The following is a 20,063-nucleotide window of genomic DNA, read 5'->3' as shown; positions in this document are numbered from 1 at the left end:
TAGGCACTTGCGGATCCGACGCTGGTCCTGCCTAATCGGAACGTGCTTTTCTCGTCGGGGCTGGGTGAGTCCGGGGGCGCGATGGGATTCTCGTTCGGTCTGGTGGCCGTGAGCGTCGCTGTTTCGGCCGCGGTGCTGTTCGTCGCGCTTCCGCGGCTCGGCAAGCCGGGAGCTCCGACGCTGTTCCTGCGCCTCACCGCGGTCGCGGGCCTCGCGGCGGTCGGGTCGAGCGTGATGTACCTGATCTTCATCGCCGGTGGCGGGATCGTTCCGCGCGTGGTCGGCGACACTGCGATGGTGCTCGCTCCGGCGGTCTTCTTCATCGCGCTCCGCGTGCTGTCGGGTGATCGCGCGCGGCGCTGGTCGGTGGCCGTCGTCGCCGTCGGCCTGGGGGTCGCGCTCGTGTCAGCGGTCGCGCCGATCCCGGCGTCGGGCGTCGTCAAGGTCGCCGTGCTCGCCGTGGTGTCCGCGGCCTGCGGCGTGGCGGCCGCGCGTTCGGACGTCGAGCCGTGGGCACCGATGCGCCTGCTGATGGTGACGTGCGGCGGGTACGCGGTGTTCTGCGTCGTCCGCCTCCTCGTCGGCCTCCTCCTGGGGCTGGACTCGGCGGTCTATACCGCGGTGTTCTCATTCACCCCGGTGACCGCCGCGGGATGCCTCGCGGTGCTGTTGATCGGGATCGCCGTCGTCCGTCTCTTCGCGGGTCGTCGCACCGCACCCGCGCGTCCCGAGGATCGCCCCGCGGGAGCGGTCGTCGTCCTGGGGGACTGGGACCTCGCGTCGGCCGCTTACGGCACGGATCGGATGCGCGGGCTGGTGAGCGACCTCCGCGAGGCGGGACGCACGCTCGACCCGGACGCCGCGGATGTGCCGCGCGGGATCGAGGTGGGAGTCGCGCAGCCCGTGACGGCCATCGCGCAGTGCCTCCGCTCGCAGTTCGGCTGGAGCGCCGACGAGATCACGCTGCTCGCGGACGGGGCGTCCACGGGGGCGATCCGGACGCCCCTGCGGCGCAGGATCCGCTGGTCGCGGAGCCGTCTGCCGCGAACCTGAGTCCCGGGTAGAGTGACACTGAGTTTCTGCTTCGAAGGAGAACGCATGGACATCGCGGGAGCATCCGCCCTCGTCACCGGAGGGGCCTCGGGGCTCGGTCTCGCCACCGCGCGTCGCCTCGCCGCCGCCGGCGCCCACGTCACGATCGTCGATCTGCCGTCCTCGCCGGGATCGGCCGTCGCCGACGAACTCGGCGGCACGTTCGCGGCGGCGGACGTCACGGACGCCGAGCAGGTCGCCGCGGCCGCGGCGCTCGCCGCGGAGGCGGGTCCGCTGCGGGTCGCGGTGAACTGCGCCGGCATCGCGCCGCCCGCCAAGGTGCTCGACCGCGACCTGAAGCCCACGCCGTTGGCCGACTTCGAGCGGCTCGTCCGCATCAACCTGGTCGGCACGTACAACGTGATCGCGCAGACGTCGGCACTCATGGCCGCGTCCGAGCCGACGGAGGGTGGCGACCGCGGCGTCATCGTCAACACCGCGAGCGTCGCCGCCTTCGACGGGCAGATCGGCCAGCCCGCGTACTCGGCGAGCAAGGGTGGCGTGCACGCGATGACCCTCCCGATCGCGCGCGAGCTCGCCCGCCATGGCATCCGGGTCGTCACGATCGCCCCCGGCATCATGGAGACGCCCATGCTCAAGGGGCTGCCGCAGGCCGCGCAGGACTCGCTCGGTCAGCAGGTGCCGTATCCCTCGCGGCTCGGCGCCCCCGACGAGTACGCGCGGCTCGTGCTCGCGATCGTCGACAACGGCTACCTCAACGGCGAGACGATCCGCCTCGACGGCGCGATCCGGATGGCGCCGAAGTGACCGACGGCATCCTGCTCCACGTCGAGGGCGGTCTCGCCCGCGTCACGTTCGACCGCCCGGCGTCGCTCAACGCGATGGACTTCCCGATGGCCCGCCGCTGGCGCGAGGTCGCGCACGAGGTCACCTCCGATTCGTCGGTCGGAGCGGTGATCCTGGATGCCACGGGCCCCGCGTTCTGCGCCGGCGGCGACGTCGTGGCCATGGCGACGACCGGCGCGTCCGGTGCCGACGTGACCGAGACCGCGGAGGCGATCCACGACGGCATCCGCACGTTCGTCGAGGCGCCGCTGCCGATGGTCGCCGCCGTCCAGGGGGCGGTCGCGGGCGGCGGGCTCGGACTGATGCTCACCGTGGACTACGTCGTCGCGAGCGACAAGGCGCGCTTCGTCAGCCGCTACGCGAACATCGGCCTCACCCCCGACCTCGGCGTCTCGACGCTGCTCCCGGCCGCGATCGGACAGCGCCGAGCACTGCAGCTACTGCTCCAGGACCGCATGATCGACGCCGCGGAGGCCCTCGAGTGGGGGCTGGTCGCCGAGGTCGTGGCATCCACGGATCTGGCGTCGCGGGTCGAGGAGATCGCACGGTTCTGGCTGGCCGGGGCGACCGCCGCGTTCGGTCAGGCGACGCGACTCGTGCGCGTCGGTGCGGGGCGCACGTTCGCGGAGAACCTCGCCGACGAGGCCGCCACGATCGGCGCGGCCTTCGAGACCCCCGAGGCGCGGGCGCGGGTCGCGGCCTTCGCCGCCGCCTCCGCGAAAGGACGCTCATGACCACGCTCGCCGGCAAGACCATCCTGATGTCGGGCGGCAGCCGCGGCATCGGCCTCGCGATCGCGCTGCGCGCCGCACGCGACGGCGCGAACGTCGCGCTGCTCGCCAAGACCGACACCCCGCACCCGAAGCTCGAGGGCACGATCCACACCGCGGCCGACGCGATCCGGGCCGCGGGCGGTCAGGCGCTGCCGATCGTCGGCGACGTCCGCGACGAGGAGTCGATCACCGAGGCCGTGCTGCGCACGGTGGGGGAGTTCGGCGGCGTCGACATCGTGGTGAACAACGCCAGCGTCATCGACCTGTCGGGGTCGCTCGACCTCGCGACGAAGAAGTACGACCTCATGCAGGACGTCAACGTGCGCGGAACGTTCCTGCTCTCGCGCGCGGCCGTGCCCGTCTTGAAGGACGCCGAGAACCCGCACATCCTGTCGCTTTCTCCGCCGCTGAACGTCACGCCGAGGTGGCTGGGCGCGCACACCGGCTACAGCCTCGCGAAGTTCGGCATGACGATGGCGACGCTCGGCCTCGCCGCGGAGTTCGCCGACGCCGGGATCGCGGCCAACACCCTGTGGCCGCGCACGACGATCGCGACCGCGGCGGTGCAGAACGTCATCGGCGGCGACCGGCTCATGCGCGTCTCGCGCACGCCGGAGATCTACGCGGATGCCGCGTACGAAGTGCTCACGTCCCCGTCGCGCGAGCTCACCGGCCAGACGCTGATCGTCGAGGACGTGCTGGCGGCTGCCGGAGTGACGGACTTCTCCGGCTACGCCGCGGTTCCCGGAACGCCCGACGAGGCGATGTACCCCGACATCTTCCTGGACTGAGGCAGGACGGACGCGACGCCGCGGGCCTGTGCGCGGTCCGTGCGGCTGCGGGCCTGTGCGCGGTCCGTGCGGGCCTGTCCGTGGTCCGTGCGGCTGCGGGCCTCTTCAGCGATAAACGGCATCGGCGGCGAGAAACGCGTTGTCGCGTCGTTTCTCACCGCCGATGCCGTTTATCGGAGTGAGGGGCGCGGCGTCAGAGCAGGCCCAGCTCGGCGAAGGCGTTGTGCACGCCGTCGTCGAGGACCGCGGTCGTGACGCGGCCGGCGAGGCGCTGCAGCTCCGGAACGGCGTTCCCCATCGCGACGGGGGTGCCGACGACCTCGAACATCTCGACGTCGTTCCAGGAGTCGCCGATGCCGATGGCATCCGCCGGGTCGAGGCCGAGCAGCGCGAGCACTTCGAGGATCGCCGAGCCCTTCGTGACGCCGCTGAGCCCGATCTCGCCGTTCGACCCGCCGGGCAGCGGAATCGACCCCGGGATGACATGGAAGCGCTCGCCCAGCTCGACCCCGGCGTGGGCAACCGTGTCCGGGGCGGGGCTGACGAACACGGCTTTCGCGACGCTGTCGCGGTCGATCTCGGCCAGCGGCCGGGCGCGGGGGATCGACGTGGTCGGTTCGACGTCGAGCCCGAGCGCGGCGATCTCGGCCGCCCGGTGGGCCAGACGCGCGCGCACGTACTCGCGCATCATCGGCTCGATGCCCGGAGAGGAGAACACCGCCTCGTGCGTCTGGAGGAAGTAGTGGATGCCATGCGCCACGAAGTAGTCCTCGATCGCGGCCACGTCGTCCCGGCGCATCGGGTGCTGCACGACGAGCTCACCGCCGCGCGTGGCGTAGGCCCCACCGTTGCTGATCGCGCCGTCGAAGCCGATCGCTTTCACGTCGGGATGGATGTCGCCGTCGGCGCGGCCGGTGCACAGCCACACGAGGTGGCCGTTGGCGCGGGCCTGGCGGATGGCGGTGACGGTGGACGGGGCGATGATCGAGCCGTGCTCGAGGATCGTGCCGTCGACGTCCAGGAAGGCGATGCGGGTCATGGTTCTCCGCGGAAAGGCCCCGGGCCGCAAGGGCCCGGGGCCGATCCGATCGATGGGATCAGCGGGTCAGGGACGCGCCGTTGGTCCGGATGACGTCGGCGTACCAGTGGAACGACTTCTTCCGGTACCGATCGAGGGTTCCGGAGCCGTCGTCGTTGCGGTCGACGTAGATGAAACCGTATCGCTTGCTGAGCTGCGCCGTGCTGGCGCTGACGATGTCGATGCACCCCCACGACGTGTAGCCGAGCACGTCGACGCCGTCCTCCAGCGCCTCGCCGACCTGCACGAGGTGGTCGTTGAGGTACTGGATGCGGTAGTCGTCGACGACCGTCTTCTCGCCGTCGACCTCGACCAGCTGGTCACGGGCGCCCAGTCCGTTCTCGACGATGAACAAGGGCTTCTGCCAGCGGTCCCAGAACTGGTTGAGCACCAGCCGCAGGCCCACGGGATCGATCTGCCAGCCCCATTCGCTCGCGGGGAGCGTCGGGTTGGGCACACCGCCCATGATGTTGCCCTCGCCGGCGGCCCGCTTTTCGGGGTGGCCGGTCTCGGCGATCGACATGTAGTAGCTGAACGAGACGAAGTCGACCGTGTTCTTCAGGTCGGCGCGGTCCTCGTCGGTGATGTCCAGCTCGATGCCCTTCTCGCGCAGGGTGCGCAGGAAGTAGCCGGGGTACTCGCCGCGCGTGTGCACGTCGCCGTAGACGAGGTTGCCGTGGTCGGCATCCATCACCGCGAGCGCGTCGACGGGCGACGGGCTGAGCGGGTAGATGGGCATCGACAGCACCATGCACCCGACCTTCGCGTCGGGGGCGACCTCGCGGGCGATGCGGGTGGCCCGGGCGGAGGCCACGAGCTCGTGGTGCATCGCCTGGTACAGATCGTTCTTCGGGACGCCGCCCTCGGGGATCGGGATCCCACCGCTCATGAACGGCGCGTGCAGGAGCGAGTTGATCTCGTTGAACGTCAGCCAGTACCGCACGCGGCTGCCGAAGCGCTCGAACAGGGTGCGGGCGTAGCGCTCGTAGAAGCCGATGAGCGCGCGGTTCGTCCATCCGCCGTACGCCTCGGCCAGGTGCAGCGGCGTCTCGTAGTGCGAGATCGTCACGAGCGGCTCGATGCCGTGCTTCTCGAGCTCGTCGAGCACGCGGTCGTAGAACGCCAGGCCCGCCTCGTTCGGCTCGGTCTCGTCGCCGTTCGGGAAGATCCGGCTCCACGCGATCGAGAAGCGGTAGACCGAGAAGCCCATCTCGGCGAACAGCGCGATGTCCTCGGCGTAGCGGTGGAAGTGGTCGATGCCGACGAGCTTGAGGTTGTCGGGCGTCGGGCGCTCGCTGCGCGGACCGGAGATGCCGCGGGGCATCACGTCCTGCACCGAGAGGCCCTTGCCGTCCACGTCGTACGCGCCCTCGATCTGGTTCGCCGCGGTGGCGCCGCCCCAGAGGAAGCCGTCGGGGAAGGGGGTGTTGCTCATGCGTGGGTCTCCTGGGGGATCAGCGGGTCACGGACAGGGAGTCGACGGACACGGCGCGGAACAGCGTCTCGCCGTGCGAGAGAGGTCCGGATGCCACGTCGGCGACGTCGGGGTACAGGTCGCCGTTGGTCACGATGACCGGGGTGATCAGGTCGTAGCCGGCGCGCTCGATGGCATCGCCGTCGAACTCGAGCAGCAGGTCGCCGGCCTTCACCTCGGTGCCGGACTCCACCGTCAGCGTGAAGTGCTCGCCGCCGAGCTTGACGGTGTCCAGACCCACGTGGATCAGCAGCTCCACGCCGTCGACGCCGCGCAGACCGATCGCGTGGCCGGTGGGGAAGGCCGCGACGACGGTGGCGTCGAAGGGGGCGTAGACCGCGCCGGACGTCGGCCGGACGGCGACGCCCTTGCCGAGCGAACCGTCGGCGAAGGCGGCATCCGGCACCTCACTCAGGGCGACGACGGAACCGTCGACGGGGTTGAGCACCACGGTGTCGGTCGCGGTGGCCGGGGCGGCGGGGGCGGCCTCGTCGACCGGGTCGCGGAAGCCGACGAGCACCGTGAGCAGGAACGGGACGAGGATCGCCACGGCCAGGCCGATGCCGAGCAGGACCATGTTGCCGTTGCCGAGCAGCGCCGGGAGGGCCAGGCCGGACGGGACGACGAAGGCCGTCGAGAAGACCCCGCCCATCGCGATGATCGCTCCACCGAGGGCGCCGCCGACGACGCCGAACGCGAAGGGGCGCTTCAGCGGCAGGTTGATGCCGTAGATCGCGGGCTCGGTGATGCCGGCGAGGAAGCCCGAGAGCGTCGCGGGGGCGGCGAGCGAGCGGAGGTTCTTGTTGCGGGTGCGGACGAGGACGCCGGCGACGGCCGCGGCCTGGGCGAGCACGGCGGCGAAGACGGGGCCGATGAGCAGGATCATGCCCGTGGTCTGGTACTCGAGCTGGAACAGCGGGACCAGGCCCCAGTGCAGACCGAAGATCACGAACACCTGCCACAGACCGCCCATGATCGCGCCGCCGAGCCACGGCACGGTCTGGAAGACCCAGCCGATGCCCGAGGCGAGACCGCCGCCGATCAGCGCCGAGATCGGTCCGATCACGACGAACACGAGCGGCACGGCCACCAGCACGATGAGCATCGGGGTGACGAAGCGGCGCACGGCACCGGGGAGGACCTTCAGCAGGAAGCGCTCGGCGTGGCTCTGCAGCCACACGACGATGATGACCGGGATGACGCTGGAGACGTAGCTCACCATCGTCACCGGGATGCCGAAGAACGTCACGTCCGGAGCGCCGGTGAGGGCCGTGATCGACGGGTACACCAGCGCGCCGGCGATCGCGAAGGACGTGAACTCGGAGGCCTTGAAGTACCGGGCCGCGGTGATCGCCAGAGCCAGGGGGAGGAAGTTGATCAACGCGTCCGAGAGCGCGTTGAGGATCGTGTAGGTGGTGGTCGTGGCATCCATCCAGCCGAACGTGACCGCCGCGGCGAGGAACGCCTTCAGCAGACCGGTGCCGGCGAGGGCCCACAGGATCGGCGTGAAGATCGCCGAGATCATCTTGATGAAGCGGTTGAAGAGGTTGCCCTTCGGCCCCTCGTCGGCACCGGCGTCGCCGCCGCCGACCTTCGTCTGCGCCTGGATCGCGGCATACACGTCGGGGACGTCGTTGCCGATCACGACCTGGTACTGCCCGCCCGCCTGCGCGGTGGTGATGACACCGGGGACGGCGCGGATCGCCGCGGCATCCGCCTTGCTCTCGTCCTTCAGGACGAAGCGCAGTCTCGTCGCGCAGTGCACGAGCGACTGCACGTTGTTCTCTCCACCGACGCCGGCGAGAACGCCCGCCGCTGTCTTCGCGTGATCCACCATCGGAATCCGCCTGCCTTTCGCCGCTCCTGTGCGGCCTCTTCGAGATGTTCGGGCGACGCTCCGGAAGGTTTCGGGCAATAAAAAAGACCCGAATCCGTTCATCGCTCGTCAGCGATGTGGATTCAGGTCTTGCCCGCTCGCGCGGTAACAATCCGGAAATCGTCGGCAGGAATGCACCTGCGACGGCGACTATAGCACCGGGGCTTCGGGTGCGCCAGACGTGTCGCCGCGCCCCATGCTCGTCGCGAGGCGCTCGACGTGGACGATCAGATAGAGCACCTCCTCGTCGGTGAGGGCCGAGCCCGTCGCGGCGAGAACGTACGCCTTCACCGACTCGGCGATGCCGAACGACCGCGGGTAGCGGTGCTTCGCGAACTCGAAGAACGACGAGTCTCCGCTGGCGAGCATCGTGCGGTCGACGAGGCGCTGTAGCAGGAAGCGCACGTGCAGGATGAAGCGCGCGTAGTCGGCACTGCCGGTGTCCAGGGCCGTGCCGAGACCCGTCTCGACGGTACGGACGACGTGCTGCACGCGGCGGAACAGCAGGGCGGCGGTGCCGTTCGGTTCGTCGCGCGTGGCGTTGAGGAGGTGCATCGTGAGGAAGACGCCCTCTTCGGGGGGAAGCTCCCGCTCGAGGGATGCCGCGATGGACGCCGCCATGTGCTCGGCGACGCGCGATTCATCGGGGTGGAGGATGCGCAGCTCGGGCATGGAGGTGCCGGGGATCCGAATGCCCTGGTCCAGACGTTCGACGACGTAGTGCACGTGGTCGATGACGGCGAGGGGGAAGCGCCGACCGAGGTCGCGGCCCAGCTCCCGCTCGGCCTCGTCGACGGCGCGCAGGACCGCCTGCACGAGCGCATACGGTGCGTCGGTGAGGAGCTTCCGTGCGTGCGCGGTGTCGCTCGCCTGGTCGAGGACGAACGTCTTCTCGACGCTCCCCGGGTCGATGCGGCCGTCGTGCTTGAGCTGGAATCCGATGCCCCGGCCCATGAGGACCCGTTCGCGGCCGTCGGCGTCGATCGACACGACGACGTTGTTGTTCAGGAGCTTCTGCACGCCGCCGGGCGGGAGGGAGACGTCACCGGCACCGGGCATGGGATGCAGTTTAGGGCCGCCGTGTCGCGGGGTGTGCGGCATCCATCTGCACAACTCCTGCAGGAGCGGGCTCTGCACGCGGAGGGTCGTGGGGAGGGCCGGTGTTGCCGGAGTTGTGCGGCCAAGCCCGCGCCCAGCCGCGGTGCAGGCGCCCGCCGGTACCCTGGGAGGTATGACCGATCAGACCCCCGTGCGCGAGACCCCGCCCCGGCAGGTGCGTCCCGCGGGGGCTCCGGCCGACACCGGCATCCGCGAGACGAAGCCCCGCCAGGTGCGGCCGAAGACCGAAGGCTGGCAGCAGGCCAAGGACGAGACGGGCCGCCCGCTCCTGCAGTTCGCGAGCCCCAAGCGCGGCAAGCCGCCCGTCCACCTCGCCGATCTCACCGCCGAAGAGCGCGTCGCCAAGGTGAAGGAGCTCGGGCTCCCCGGCTTCCGGGCGAAGCAGCTCGAGAAGCACTACTTCACCCACTACACGTCCGACGCGGCCGCGATGACCGACCTGCCGGCATCCGGTCGGGAAGAGCTCGTCGCGGGGCTGCTGCCCCCGCTGCTCACCGAGGTCCGTCGCCTCGAGACCGACCGCGGCGACACCATCAAGTTCCTGTGGAAGCTGCACGACGGCGCGCTCGTCGAGTCGGTGCTCATGCGGTACCCCGGGCGCATCACGCTGTGCGTCTCGAGCCAGGCGGGGTGCGGCATGAACTGCCCGTTCTGCGCCACCGGGCAGGCGGGCCTCACGCGCAACATGTCGGCGGCCGAGATCGTCGACCAGGTGGTGCGCGCGAACGCGCTGATCCGCGCGGGCGGTCTCGGCGACCCCCGCAAGGTGGGTCACGAGGACGAGCGCGTCACCAACATCGTCTTCATGGGGATGGGGGAGCCGCTCGCCAACTACGCGCGGCTCATGCAGGCCGTGCGCGTCATGGTCGACAAGGAGCACGGCCTCGGCATGAGCGCCCGCGGCATCACGGTGTCGACGGTGGGGCTCGTCCCGGCGATCACGAAGCTGTCGAACGAGGACATCCCGGTGACCTTCGCGCTGTCGCTGCACGCGCCCGACGACGGTCTGCGCGACGAGCTGATCCCGGTGAACTCCCGCTGGAAGGTCGACGAGGCACTGGATGCCGCTCGCGCCTACTTCGACAAGACCGGGCGCCGCGTCTCGATCGAATACGCCCTGATCAAGGACATGAACGACCACGCCTGGCGTGCTGACCTGCTGGCCGAGAAGCTCAACGCCCGCGGCCGTGGCTGGGTGCACGTGAACCCCATCCCGCTGAATCCGACGCCGGGTTCGATCTGGACCGCCTCCGAGGTGCCCGTGCAGAACGAGTTCGTGCGTCGCCTCAACGACGCCGGCATCCCGACGACCCTGCGCGACACCCGCGGGAAAGAGATCGACGGCGCGTGCGGTCAGCTCGTCGCGACCGAGGAAGACGAGGCCGCCGCGGCGGAGACGCCGGTCGGCTGACGGATTCCCTTCCGTCCTACGGAAGACGACCCTCGATGTCGGATGCCGCCGATAGCGTTGACCCATGGTCGGTTATCGCTACCTCGGCAACAGTGGATTCAAGATTTCGGAGATCACCCTCGGCAACTGGGTGACGCACGGCTCGCAGGTCGGAGACGACGCCGCGATCCAGACCGTGCACGCCGCGCTCGACGCGGGCATCACGACGTTCGACACGGCCGACACGTACGCCAACACGGCGGCGGAGGTCGTGCTCGGCAAGGCCCTCGAGGGTCACCGGCGCGAGTCGCTCGAGATCTTCACGAAGGTGTACTTCCCCACCGGTCCCATGGGCCCCAACGACACCGGTCTCAGCCGCAAGCACATCATGGACTCGATCAACGGCTCCCTGACGCGTCTCGGCACCGACTACGTCGACCTCTACCAGGCGCACCGGTTCGACTACGAGACCCCGCTGGAAGAGACGTTCCAGGCCTTCGCCGACATCGTGCGTCAGGGCAAGGCGCTCTACATCGGTGTGTCCGAGTGGACTGCCGAGCAGTTGCGAGAAGGACACGCGCTCGCCAAGCAGCTCGGCATCCAGCTCATCTCGAACCAGCCGCAGTACTCGATGCTGTGGCGCGTCATCGAGGGCAAGGTCGTGCCGACGAGCGAAGAGCTCGGCATCTCGCAGATCGTCTGGTCGCCGATGGCGCAGGGCGTGCTGAGCGGCAAGTACCTGCCCGGTCAGCCCGTGCCCGACGGCTCGCGCGCGACCGACGAGAAGAGCGGAGCGAACTTCATCAAGAGGTTCCTCCGCGACGACGTGCTCGAAGCCGTCCAGCGGCTCAAGCCCATCGCCGACGAGGCCGGGCTCAGCATGCCGCAGCTGGCGATCGCGTGGGTGCTCCAGAACCCCAACATCGCCGCCGCGCTCGTGGGCGCCTCGCGTCCCGAGCAGCTCGCCGACACCGTGAAGGCCTCCGGCGTCACGCTCGACGCCGACACCCTCGCGGCCATCGACACGGCCCTGGGTGACGCGGTGTTCTCCGACCCCGAGAACACGTACGAGGTCTCGCCGAAGCAGCGCCTGGTCTGACGAACGCGCGAGCGGGTCGGGCGGTCACGCCCGGCCCGCTCGCGCGTGTCCGGGGGTGGGGGCACGGCGCGGCGGGAACGCGCTCCGGGTGGGACCTCAGGCCGCGCTCAGGCGGCGTCAGGATCGGCGTCGTACCCTGTGCGAATGTCCTTTTCCGCTCACCGGCCCGGTCGCTTCGGCTCCGACGGCCGTATCGAGTTCACGACGGACGACGATCGCGAGCCCCAGTACCTCGACGACATCCTCGCCCAGCAGCGTGACGACGCCGACGCGTCGGCCGACGCCGTGACCCTCGACGACCCCACCGAGCCCTGGGGCGCACCGCCCGCCGGTGATGACGACACCGCTCCGTTCGAGTGGCCCGAGCCCGAGCCGTTCGCGGCCGAGTCGGCGCCCGCCGCGGCGGAGCCCTCCGCCGCTGAGGCCGCGCCCGCCGAGGCGGAGGCCGCGCCCGCCGAGGCGGAGGCCGCGCCCGCCGAGGCGGAGGCCGCGCCCGCCGAGCCCGCCCCGCCCGCGTCCGAGCCCGCGGCGCCAGAGCCCGAACCCGTGCTGCCCGAGGCTGCGCCGTTCCCCGCGCCCGTGGCATCCGATCCCCGTCCGCCGCGCCTGCGTCGCGCCGATCCCCGCCGCCCCAGCCTGTCGCTCGTGCGGCGCATGGCGGTGCTCGGTGGCGCCGACAACGACGTGCTCGACGAGGTGCCCGAAGAGGTTCCGCGCTTCGTGCAGATGTTCCTCGTGCTCGCCGGGACCGCGCTCGTCTCGTCGTTGTCGATGATGTTCGCGCTGCTCACGGGCGTGCGGATCAGCATCTTCCTCGCGATCCCGCTCGCGCTGGTGTGGGGCCTCATCATCTTCAACCTCGACCGCTTCCTCACCTCGACCATGCGGTCGACGAAGAACGTCTTCCGGCTGCTCGGCCTGGCGTTCCCACGCGTGATCATGGCGGCGCTCATCGGCATCGTGGTCGCCGAGCCGCTGGTGCTGCAGGTGTTCCAGAACGACATCGTCCGCGAGGTCAACTCGACCAACGTGACGCAGGCGCTGAGCGATCAGGATGCCGTGACGAACGGTCCCGAGAAGCAGGCCCTGGATGCCGCGAGCGCCCAGGTCGCCGCGCTGGAGAACCAGGCCGCGACCGGAATCGTCGCCGGAACCTCGTCGACGTCGGCCGAGGCCGCCGCCGCGCAGCAGACCGTCGATCAGCTGACGCAGCAGCTCGCCGCGCAGCAGACCGTGATCGACCAGGCGCGTGCGGTGTATCAGTGCGAGCTGACCGGGCAGGGAGCGGGACAGGTGCCCGGCTGCACCGGGGTCGCCGGTGACGGCGCCAGCTCCGAGGCCGCGAAGGCGCAGCTCGCGCAGGCGCAGTCGTCGTACGACGCGCTGGCCGCGCAGCTGCAGCAGGCGCAGACGTCGCTGGCCACCGCGAACTCGGCCGGCGCCGAGGCCGCCGCCGCATCGGCCGACCAGAACAAGCAGCAGGCTGAGGATCAGCTCCCCGCCGCCCGCGCGCAGTACGAGTCGGCCCTGACGGCCTACAACGATCGCGCCGCGTCGGTGGCGAACGGCAACGCCGGGGCGGTGGGTCTGCTCAGCCAGATCTCGGCGCTCGAGCGACTGTCCGAGCGCGAGCCGACGCTGCGGTGGGCGCACTGGCTCATCGCCGCGCTGTTCTTCATGATCGAGCTGCTGCCGGTGCTGGTGAAGGTGCTCACCGGGTTCGGCGGTCCGTCGCTGTACGAGAAGGCCGAGCGCATGCGCGGACAGATCGCCCTCGACCGGGTCACGGCCCGCACGTTCCGCAAGCGCGCGGACGTGATCGCCGACGAAGCCGCACGCGTCCCGGCGAGCGTCTGATGGTCGCCTGGAGCGCGGGACTGCTGCTGTACCGGCGGCATCCCGCGCTCGAGGTGCTCATCGCGCACATGGGCGGCCCGTTCTGGGCGCGCAAAGACGCCGGCGCGTGGTCGATCCCGAAGGGCGAGTTCGACCCCGGAGTCGAACAGCCCCGGGATGCCGCGCGCCGCGAGTTCCGCGAGGAACTGGGCCTCGAACCCCCGGCGGGGGAGTGGGCCGAGCTCGGGACCTTCGCCGCGACGTCCGGCAAGAAGCTCATCGTGTTCGCCCTCGACGGCGCTGAGTTCGAGGCATCCGGATTTGTGTTCGGCGAGTTCGAGATGGAGTGGCCGCCGCGATCGGGCCGCACGGCGTCGTTCCCCGAGGTCGACCGGGCCGAATGGATGGACCTGGATGCCGCCCGCGAGGCGCTCGTGAAGGGCCAGCGCCCCGCGCTCGACGCGCTGGAGCGCCTGCTCGCCTGAGGCGTTCGCCTCGTCGCCCTGGCCGAGTGTCCAGAACACGCCGCATGCGGGTGGGCCGCAACGGCGTGTTCTGGACACCGAACATCGGTGTCGTCCGTCTCCCACGTTGAGTGTCCAGGACACGCGGATGCCATGCGGGTCGGTCCGCGTGTCCTGGACACTGAACTCCCGCCGCGCCCACTCCGCCGCCGCGCGCGCCCCGAACGCCGGGTGTCCAGAACACGCCGCATGCGGGCGGGCCGCAACGGCGTGTTCTGGACACCCGAGCAAGGGGGACGACGCCCCAGGGCTTACGGGCGCAGCAGCACCTTGCCGACGCGCGGCGAGAAGCTCGCGGCGGCGGCGTCGCGGACGTCCTCGAGCGCGAACGTCGCCGCGACCGGGAGCGTCACGGTGCCGTCGGCGAGGTAGCGGGACAGCTCGCCGAAGAGGGCGCCGCGGGTCTCGGCATCCATCGTCTTGCTGACGACGCTGCCCCAGAAGCCCTTCACGGTCGCCTGGCGGAAGATGATGTCGCCCGCCGACAGCTCGAGCTTGCTCTCGCCCATCGAGCCGAAGATCACGAGCGTGCCGTTCTCGGACAGCAGCGACAGCACGTCGTTCGCCGCCGAGCCGCCGACCGAGTCGACACCGGCGACGACGCGTCCGCCGTCGATGATCGCGAGGGCCTTGTCGCGCCAGTCGTCGGCGTCGGTCGAGACGACGTTCATGATGCCCTGCTGCGCGAGCTCGTCGACGGCGCTCTCGCGGCGCACCAGACCCAGGACATGGATGCCACGGGCCTTCGCGATCTGCGCGACCATGCGTCCCACGGCGCCGTTGGCGGTGTTCTGCACGAGCCAGTCGCCGGCCTTCAGGTCGAGCGAGTGCAGCAGGCTGATGGCGCTGAACGGCATGGAGACGAGCTGTGCGGCCATCTCGTCGGGGAGGGTGTCGGCGACAGGGATGAGGCCCGCCGCGGGGGCGACGACGTACTCGGCCCACACGCCGAAGGTTCCGCCGGTGGCGACGCGCTGGCCGACCTCGAGCCCCTCGACGCCCTCGCCGAGCGCGTCGACGATGCCGACGGCCTCGGTTCCGGCGCGGGCGGGGAGCTCGGGCTTGTACCCGTAGGTGCCGCGGATCGTCCACAGGTCGTGGTTGTGGATCGGAGACAGAAGGATGCGCAGCCGCACCTGGCCGGGGCCGGGCTCGGGGGTCTCGACGTCTTCGACGTCGAGGACGTCGGTCGGTTCGCCGAACTGGGGGTGCACGATGGCGCGCATGTCTCTCCTTGGTGGTTATTTTGTAACGACCGGTCTAATATAGACCCGGATCGGGAAGAAGGAAACCCATGGGCAGGATGCCGACGTTCGACCGCCGCGCGGTGGTCGACGCTGCGCGCGACGTGTTCTGGCAGCGCGGGTACGCCGAGGCGGGGATCACCGAGCTCGAGGACGCGACCGGACTCACACGGTCGAGCCTGTACAACGCCTTCGGCAGCAAGCGCGGCCTCTTCGACGCGGTGCTCGGGGCCTACCTCGACGACGTCGTGCGCACGCGGCTGCGGCCGCTCGGCGGCGGCGATCCCGGCGCGCTCGAGGCGTACGTCGAGGACATGCGCGCCGCCATCGCGGCCGACACCCCGCGTGCCCGTCTCGGCTGCCTGCTGCTCAACGCCGGCTCATCGCCCCTGGCCTCGGACGACGCCGAGGTCCGCGCGCTCGTGTCGGGGTACGCCGCCGAGATGCGCGCCGCGATCCGCGCCGCCGTCGCCGACCGGCGTCCCGACCTGACCCCGGATGCCGTGGACTCCCTCTCCGCCGTGTGCGCGTCGCTCGTGGTGGCGGCGCTGACCCTCGCCCGCGCCGATCGTGATGCGGCCGTGGCCACGCTGGCATCCATCCCGCCGACGCTCGATTCCTGGGGGTAGGGCGCGGGCCATCGGCCGCGAGCCGCCCGCTGTCGTCGCGCGGGTGCGCGTGGCCGCGCGTGGCCGCGCGTGGCCGCGTGTGGCCGCGAGACTGCATCCGCCTGACAACTCGGTTGCAGGCTGCAGTGGAGTTGTCAGGGGCGTGCAGTCTCGGCGATCCGGAGGGACGACCTCGCGCCGGGGACGACCTCGCGCCGCCTCACCGCGCCGCGGCCGACCTCGCGCCGCCTCACCGCGCCGCGGCCGACCTCGCGCCGCCTCACCGCTCCGGGGCGAGCTCGCGCCGCCGGGCAGCGCCCGCGAGCAGCGTCGCCCCGGCGACCACCGCGACGGCGAGCCAGGCGCCGCCGCGGAGATCCAGGGCATCCCCGTCGATGCGGGGTGCGGCGGCGAACGGCGACGCGTCGACCGCGGCATCCGAGAGTCCGAGCAGCGGGCCGAACAGCCCCACCACGGTCGCGACCCCCACCAGCGCCCAGCCCACCGGCAGTGACAACCGGGGAGCGATCACGACGACCAGCGCGGCGACCACGACGAGCGTCAGAGCCGCAACCGCCTGCCCTGCCGCCGCCACCGCGGCATCCCGGATCAGATCCGTCTGGGAGGCGTCGGTCGCGAGCTGGCCGAGGGTCGCACCCGCGGTGGCGGCGGCGAGGCACGCGAGCACGGCGGCCACCGCCACGACCAGGTACGCCGCCACCCACCGCACCGGTCCGACGCCGGCCGCACGGACGGGCTCGGCGAGGCCCGCGGCCTCATCCTGCCGGGCGCGCGTGATCGTCTGGATGCCGGCGCACGCCGCGAGCACCCCGGCCAGCGTGAAGAACACCTCGATGGCGCCCTGCGCGAGCGACCCCTGCGACGCGAGGGACTGCAGCAGCGCCTGCACCGACGGGATCGAGTCGCCGATGTCGGAGATCGCGGCCGCGAGTCGCGTCGACATCACGCCCACGATCGCCCCGCCCACGGTCCACCCGAGGAGCGAGCCCCGCGCCTCTCGCCACACCAGCCCGATCGGCCCCGACAGCGCGGCGCTCGCCGTCGCGCGCCCGCCGCGCGCGGGCAGGAACGCATCGCCGAGGTCGCGGGCCCGCGACAGTACGAATGCCAGCACGAGGGCGACGACGATGACCCCCGCGAACGGCGCGAGCGTCCCGGCCGCGTTCGAGTCGTACGGGCGCGTGTTCTCCGCCCATCCGAACGGCGACGCCCACGCCAGGGGCGCGCTCGTCATGCGCTGCAGGTCGTCGCTGGGGGTTCCGAGGGCATTGCCGAGGCCGCACGCGAGGTAGCTCAGCAGCACGGCCCACACGCCGATCGTGTTCGCCGTCCGCGCGGAGGCGGCGACCTGCGCCGCGACGAGCCCCACGCCGAAGAACGCGATGCCGGTGAGCGCGCTCGCCAGGCCCATGAGCACGCTCCCCGCCGCGGCGAACCCGATCGCGAGGTACGCCAGGGTAACCAGAACCCCCAGGACGACGTTCGCCAGGATGCCGTGCACCACCGTCGCGACCAGCGGAACGCCCCGGCCCGCGGGGGTGACGGCGATGAGTTCGGCGCGGCCGGCATCCTCGTCTCCTCGGGTGTGGCGCACGGCGAGGAACGTGCTCATGAGCGCCGCGAGCAGCGCGACGAACGGCAGGATCAGGAACGCCGTGAACGCGCCCTCGTCGGTCCCCGACGGCAGGCCCCGGAACAGCAGGACCACGGGGTTCGCGACCGCGGTGGCCAGCAGCGTGGCGCGGTCGCTCTCGTCCGGGAACGTCCCGCGCACCCCGACCACCGCCGATGCGGCGAGCAGCAGGGCACCGGCGATCCAGATCGTCAGCTGCACGGCATCCCGTCGCCATCGCGCACGCAGGAGCAGCGGGAATCCGGTCACGGCTGCGACCCGTAGTGGCGGAGGAAGAGCTCCTCGAGCGACGCCGGTTCGACGCGCAGCGCCTGGACTCCCAGCGCCCCGAGCGCGGGGAGGAGGGATGCCACTTCGGCGGTGTCGACGGTGAGGTGCACGCGCCCGTCCCGCCGCTGCACTTCGTGCGCGCCGGGCAGGGGCGGCAGGTCGCCGCCCGCGTCGGCGAACGAGACCTGCGTGCGGGTGAGGTGCCGGAGATCGTCGAGCGTGCCGTCGTCGACGACCCGGCCGGCGCGGATGATGCTGACCCGATCGCAGACCTGCTCGACCTCGGACAGAATGTGGCTCGACAACAGCACGGTGGCTCCGCGGTCGCGGACCCGCCGCACCTCGCGCTGGAAGACGACCTCCATGAGGGGGTCGAGTCCGCTCGTCGGCTCGTCGAGGACGAACAGGTCGGCGGGCGCAGCGAACGCGGCGACCAGCGCGACCTTCTGCCGGTTGCCCTTCGAGTACGACCGGCCCTTCTTGCGCGGGTCGAGGTCGAACGCCTCGAGGAGCCGCGCCCGCTCGTCGTGGTAGGCCACGGAGCGCCCGTCGCCGCGCAGCCGCGCGAGCAGGTCGATGGCTTCGCCGCCCGACAGCCCCGGCCAGAGGTTCACGTCGCCCGGGACGTACGCGATACGTCGATGCAGGCGCGCCGCCTCGCGCCAGGGGTCGTTCCCGAACACCGTTGCGGTCCCGCCGGTCGACCGAGCGAGGCCGAGGAGGATGCGGATCGTCGTCGACTTCCCGGCGCCGTTCGGCCCGAGGAAGCCGTGGATCTGCCCTGCCGACACCTCGAGGTCGAGACCGTCGAGGGCGTTCGTACGACCGTAGGACTTGCGCAGCCCCACCGTGCGGATCACCGCGTCCATGCCGCGGAGATTACGCCGCCCGGCGCGCGGCTGCCACCCTCGCGCTTGACGGCGCTCCGGGCTGGGGTGGGCGCGGGTGCGGGGCGCGGCTGCGGCTGCGCGGGGCCCGGCTGCGGCTGCGCGGGCGCGGGGTTCGCGACCGCGAGACTGCATGCGCCTGACATTTCGGTTGCAGGCTGCAGTGGGTTAGTCAGGCGCGTGCAGTCTCGCGGGTCCACACCCGCCCCGGCCGCCCTCGCCCCGGCCGCCCTCGCCCCCGCCCCCGCCCTCGCCCCCGCCCCGCCGCGGCCGGTCCGCGGCGCCCGCCGCGTAGGCTGAACGCCTCACGACGTCGTGCACGGAGGCCCGGATGAACGCAGCAACCGGAACCCCGCCCCGCATCGTGCTCGTCGCGGGGGCGCGGACCCCGATCGGCTCCTTCGGCGGCGTGCTGTCCGGCATCGACGCGCACGAGCTCGGCGCCGTCGCGGTGTCGGCCGCCCTCGAGCGCGCGGGGGTGCCGAAGGATGCCGTGGACGAAGTGATCATGGGCTGCATCGCGCAGAACGGACCCGACGCCTACAACGCGCGCCGCGTCGCGCTCGCCGCGGGACTGCCGACCCGGGTGCCCGCGTTCACCGTCAACCGTCTGTGCGGGTCGGGGTTGCAGGCGATCTGGTCCGGTGCGCAGGAGCTGCGCTGGGGCGGCGTCGACGTCGTCGTCGCGGGCGGCGACGAGAGCATGTCGCGCACGCCGTTCCTCGAGTACGGCGCCCGGGGCAACGCGCGGCTGGGCGACCGGAAACTCCTCGACGGCACGCTCGCGATCCTCACCGACCCGTTCAGCGGCCGCCACATGGGCACGACCGCCGAGACCGTGGCATCCCGTTATTCCGTCTCCCGAGCCGAGCAGGACGCCTTCGCCGTCGAGAGCCAGCGCAGGGCGGCCCTGGATGCCAGCCGTGCGGCGTTCGCGGAGGAGATCGTGCCCGTGACGACCGGCGGCAAGCGGCCGGTCGAGGTCACGACGGACGAGCACCCGCGCCCCGGCACGACCCTCGAGGTACTCGCGGGGCTGCGGCCCGTGTTCGCCGCGGAGGGATCCGTGACGGCCGGCAACTCCTCGGGGATCAACGACGGCGCGGCCGCGACCGTGCTCATGCGGGAGGACGACGTGCGGGAGCGGGGCCTCACCGGCCTCGCGACCCTCGAAGCCGTGACGACGGCCGGCGTCGACCCCGAGATCATGGGATACGCCCCGGTGCTGGCGCTGCAGCGGTTGTGGGAGCAGACCGGGCTCACACCCGCCGACGTCGACGTGATCGAGCTGAACGAGGCGTTCGCGGCGCAGGCGGTGGCGGTGATCCGCGAGGCCGGCCTCGACCCCGAGAAGGTCAACCCCTACGGCGGCGCGATCGCGCTCGGGCATCCGGTCGGGGCGACCGGCGCGATCCTGACGGTCCGCGCCGCCCTCGACCTGCAGCGCCGCGACCTGGAGTACGGCGTGGTGACGATGTGCATCGGCGGCGGCCAGGCCCTGACCGCGCTGCTTCGCCGTTTCTAGCTGCGTGAGGGGTCAA

The 20,063-nt window shown here is 71.5% G+C and carries 17 protein-coding genes; 10 read left to right on the top strand and 7 right to left on the bottom strand.

The genetic code is table 11. The annotated features are described in order from the left end of the window. Nucleotides 1-42: 42 nt before the first annotated feature. The 4 genes from I5G_RS12275 to I5G_RS12260 are packed head-to-tail and all read left to right on the top strand — an operon-like array spanning nucleotide 43 to nucleotide 3,463. Nucleotides 43-1,053, top strand: a complete 1,011-nt coding sequence (locus I5G_RS12275; protein ID WP_022879321.1) for a hypothetical protein — start codon at nucleotides 43-45, stop codon at nucleotides 1,051-1,053. A gap of 45 nt (nucleotides 1,054-1,098) precedes the next feature. Continuing rightward, complete coding sequence (locus I5G_RS12270; RefSeq protein WP_022879320.1) at nucleotides 1,099-1,860, top strand: SDR family NAD(P)-dependent oxidoreductase; 762 nt, start codon at nucleotides 1,099-1,101, stop codon at nucleotides 1,858-1,860. Next, complete coding sequence (locus I5G_RS12265) at nucleotides 1,857-2,633, top strand: enoyl-CoA hydratase/isomerase family protein (protein ID WP_022879319.1); 777 nt, start codon at nucleotides 1,857-1,859, stop codon at nucleotides 2,631-2,633. Before I5G_RS12270 ends, I5G_RS12265 begins: the two co-directional genes overlap by 4 nt. Further along, nucleotides 2,630-3,463 carry an NAD(P)-dependent oxidoreductase gene (locus tag I5G_RS12260; RefSeq protein WP_022879318.1) on the top strand — a complete coding sequence of 278 codons (834 nt, stop codon included), beginning with the start codon at nucleotides 2,630-2,632 and terminating at the stop codon, nucleotides 3,461-3,463. Before I5G_RS12265 ends, I5G_RS12260 begins: the two co-directional genes overlap by 4 nt. 193 nt (nucleotides 3,464-3,656) lie before the next feature. On the opposite strand, the gene I5G_RS12255 is transcribed toward I5G_RS12260, so the two are convergent. From I5G_RS12255 to I5G_RS12240, 4 genes are all read right to left on the bottom strand, one after another. Further along, nucleotides 3,657-4,502 (bottom strand): HAD family hydrolase, encoded by an 846-nt coding sequence (locus I5G_RS12255; RefSeq protein WP_022879317.1) that lies wholly within the window; start codon nucleotides 4,500-4,502, stop codon nucleotides 3,657-3,659. Nucleotides 4,503-4,560: 58 nt separating this feature from the next. After that, nucleotides 4,561-5,976: a glycoside hydrolase family 1 protein gene (locus I5G_RS12250; RefSeq protein ID WP_022879316.1), complete on the bottom strand. Its 1,416-nt coding sequence runs from the start codon at nucleotides 5,974-5,976 to the stop codon at nucleotides 4,561-4,563. A 19-nt stretch (nucleotides 5,977-5,995) separates the two neighbouring features. Beyond that, nucleotides 5,996-7,852, bottom strand: coding sequence for a beta-glucoside-specific PTS transporter subunit IIABC (locus I5G_RS12245; RefSeq protein ID WP_022879315.1), 1,857 nt, complete (start codon nucleotides 7,850-7,852; stop codon nucleotides 5,996-5,998). A 189-nt stretch (nucleotides 7,853-8,041) separates the two neighbouring features. Then, entirely contained in the window at nucleotides 8,042-8,950 is a 909-nt protein-coding gene (locus I5G_RS12240; RefSeq protein ID WP_022879314.1) for a PRD domain-containing protein, read from the bottom strand. Between the two features lie 172 nt (nucleotides 8,951-9,122). On the opposite strand from I5G_RS12240, the gene rlmN reads away from it, so the two are divergent. The 4 genes from rlmN to I5G_RS12220 all read left to right on the top strand — a co-directional run bounded on the left by rlmN (nucleotide 9,123) and on the right by I5G_RS12220 (nucleotide 13,820). Beyond that, nucleotides 9,123-10,421 carry a 23S rRNA (adenine(2503)-C(2))-methyltransferase RlmN gene (gene rlmN / locus I5G_RS12235; protein WP_022879313.1) on the top strand — a complete coding sequence of 433 codons (1,299 nt, stop codon included), beginning with the start codon at nucleotides 9,123-9,125 and terminating at the stop codon, nucleotides 10,419-10,421. Between the two features lie 64 nt (nucleotides 10,422-10,485). Continuing rightward, nucleotides 10,486-11,499, top strand: coding sequence for an aldo/keto reductase family protein (locus I5G_RS12230; protein ID WP_022879312.1), 1,014 nt, complete (start codon nucleotides 10,486-10,488; stop codon nucleotides 11,497-11,499). A gap of 144 nt (nucleotides 11,500-11,643) precedes the next feature. Next, nucleotides 11,644-13,356, top strand: coding sequence for a DUF4407 domain-containing protein (locus I5G_RS12225; protein WP_022879311.1), 1,713 nt, complete (start codon nucleotides 11,644-11,646; stop codon nucleotides 13,354-13,356). After that, nucleotides 13,356-13,820 (top strand): NUDIX domain-containing protein, encoded by a 465-nt coding sequence (locus I5G_RS12220; protein WP_022879310.1) that lies wholly within the window; start codon nucleotides 13,356-13,358, stop codon nucleotides 13,818-13,820. The genes I5G_RS12225 and I5G_RS12220 overlap by 1 nt, the downstream gene beginning before the upstream one ends. A gap of 290 nt (nucleotides 13,821-14,110) precedes the next feature. Here the strand turns inward: I5G_RS12220 and I5G_RS12215 are convergent, their stop codons facing one another. Continuing rightward, the gene (locus I5G_RS12215) at nucleotides 14,111-15,085 is read right to left on the bottom strand and encodes a zinc-binding dehydrogenase (protein WP_022879309.1); all 975 of its coding nucleotides are present in this window, start codon (nucleotides 15,083-15,085) and stop codon (nucleotides 14,111-14,113) included. Between the two features lie 68 nt (nucleotides 15,086-15,153). On the opposite strand from I5G_RS12215, the gene I5G_RS12210 reads away from it, so the two are divergent. Then, on the top strand, nucleotides 15,154-15,732 hold the full coding sequence (locus I5G_RS12210; RefSeq protein ID WP_022879308.1) for a TetR/AcrR family transcriptional regulator: 579 nt from the start codon (nucleotides 15,154-15,156) through the stop codon (nucleotides 15,730-15,732). A gap of 259 nt (nucleotides 15,733-15,991) precedes the next feature. Here the strand turns inward: I5G_RS12210 and I5G_RS22230 are convergent, their stop codons facing one another. Further along, nucleotides 15,992-17,614: an ABC transporter permease gene (locus I5G_RS22230; protein WP_022879307.1), complete on the bottom strand. Its 1,623-nt coding sequence runs from the start codon at nucleotides 17,612-17,614 to the stop codon at nucleotides 15,992-15,994. Beyond that, nucleotides 17,611-18,504 carry an ABC transporter ATP-binding protein gene (locus I5G_RS12200; protein WP_022879306.1) on the bottom strand — a complete coding sequence of 298 codons (894 nt, stop codon included), beginning with the start codon at nucleotides 18,502-18,504 and terminating at the stop codon, nucleotides 17,611-17,613. Before I5G_RS12200 ends, I5G_RS22230 begins: the two co-directional genes overlap by 4 nt. 349 nt (nucleotides 18,505-18,853) lie before the next feature. On the opposite strand from I5G_RS12200, the gene I5G_RS12195 reads away from it, so the two are divergent. Beyond that, nucleotides 18,854-20,047: a thiolase family protein gene (locus I5G_RS12195; RefSeq protein ID WP_022879305.1), complete on the top strand. Its 1,194-nt coding sequence runs from the start codon at nucleotides 18,854-18,856 to the stop codon at nucleotides 20,045-20,047. Nucleotides 20,048-20,063: the final 16 nt, after the last annotated feature.

Source organism: Microbacterium sp. B19 (assembly GCF_000333395.1).
GTDB lineage: Bacteria > Actinomycetota > Actinomycetes > Actinomycetales > Microbacteriaceae > Microbacterium.
This window is presented reverse-complemented; position numbering and strand designations above follow the sequence as displayed.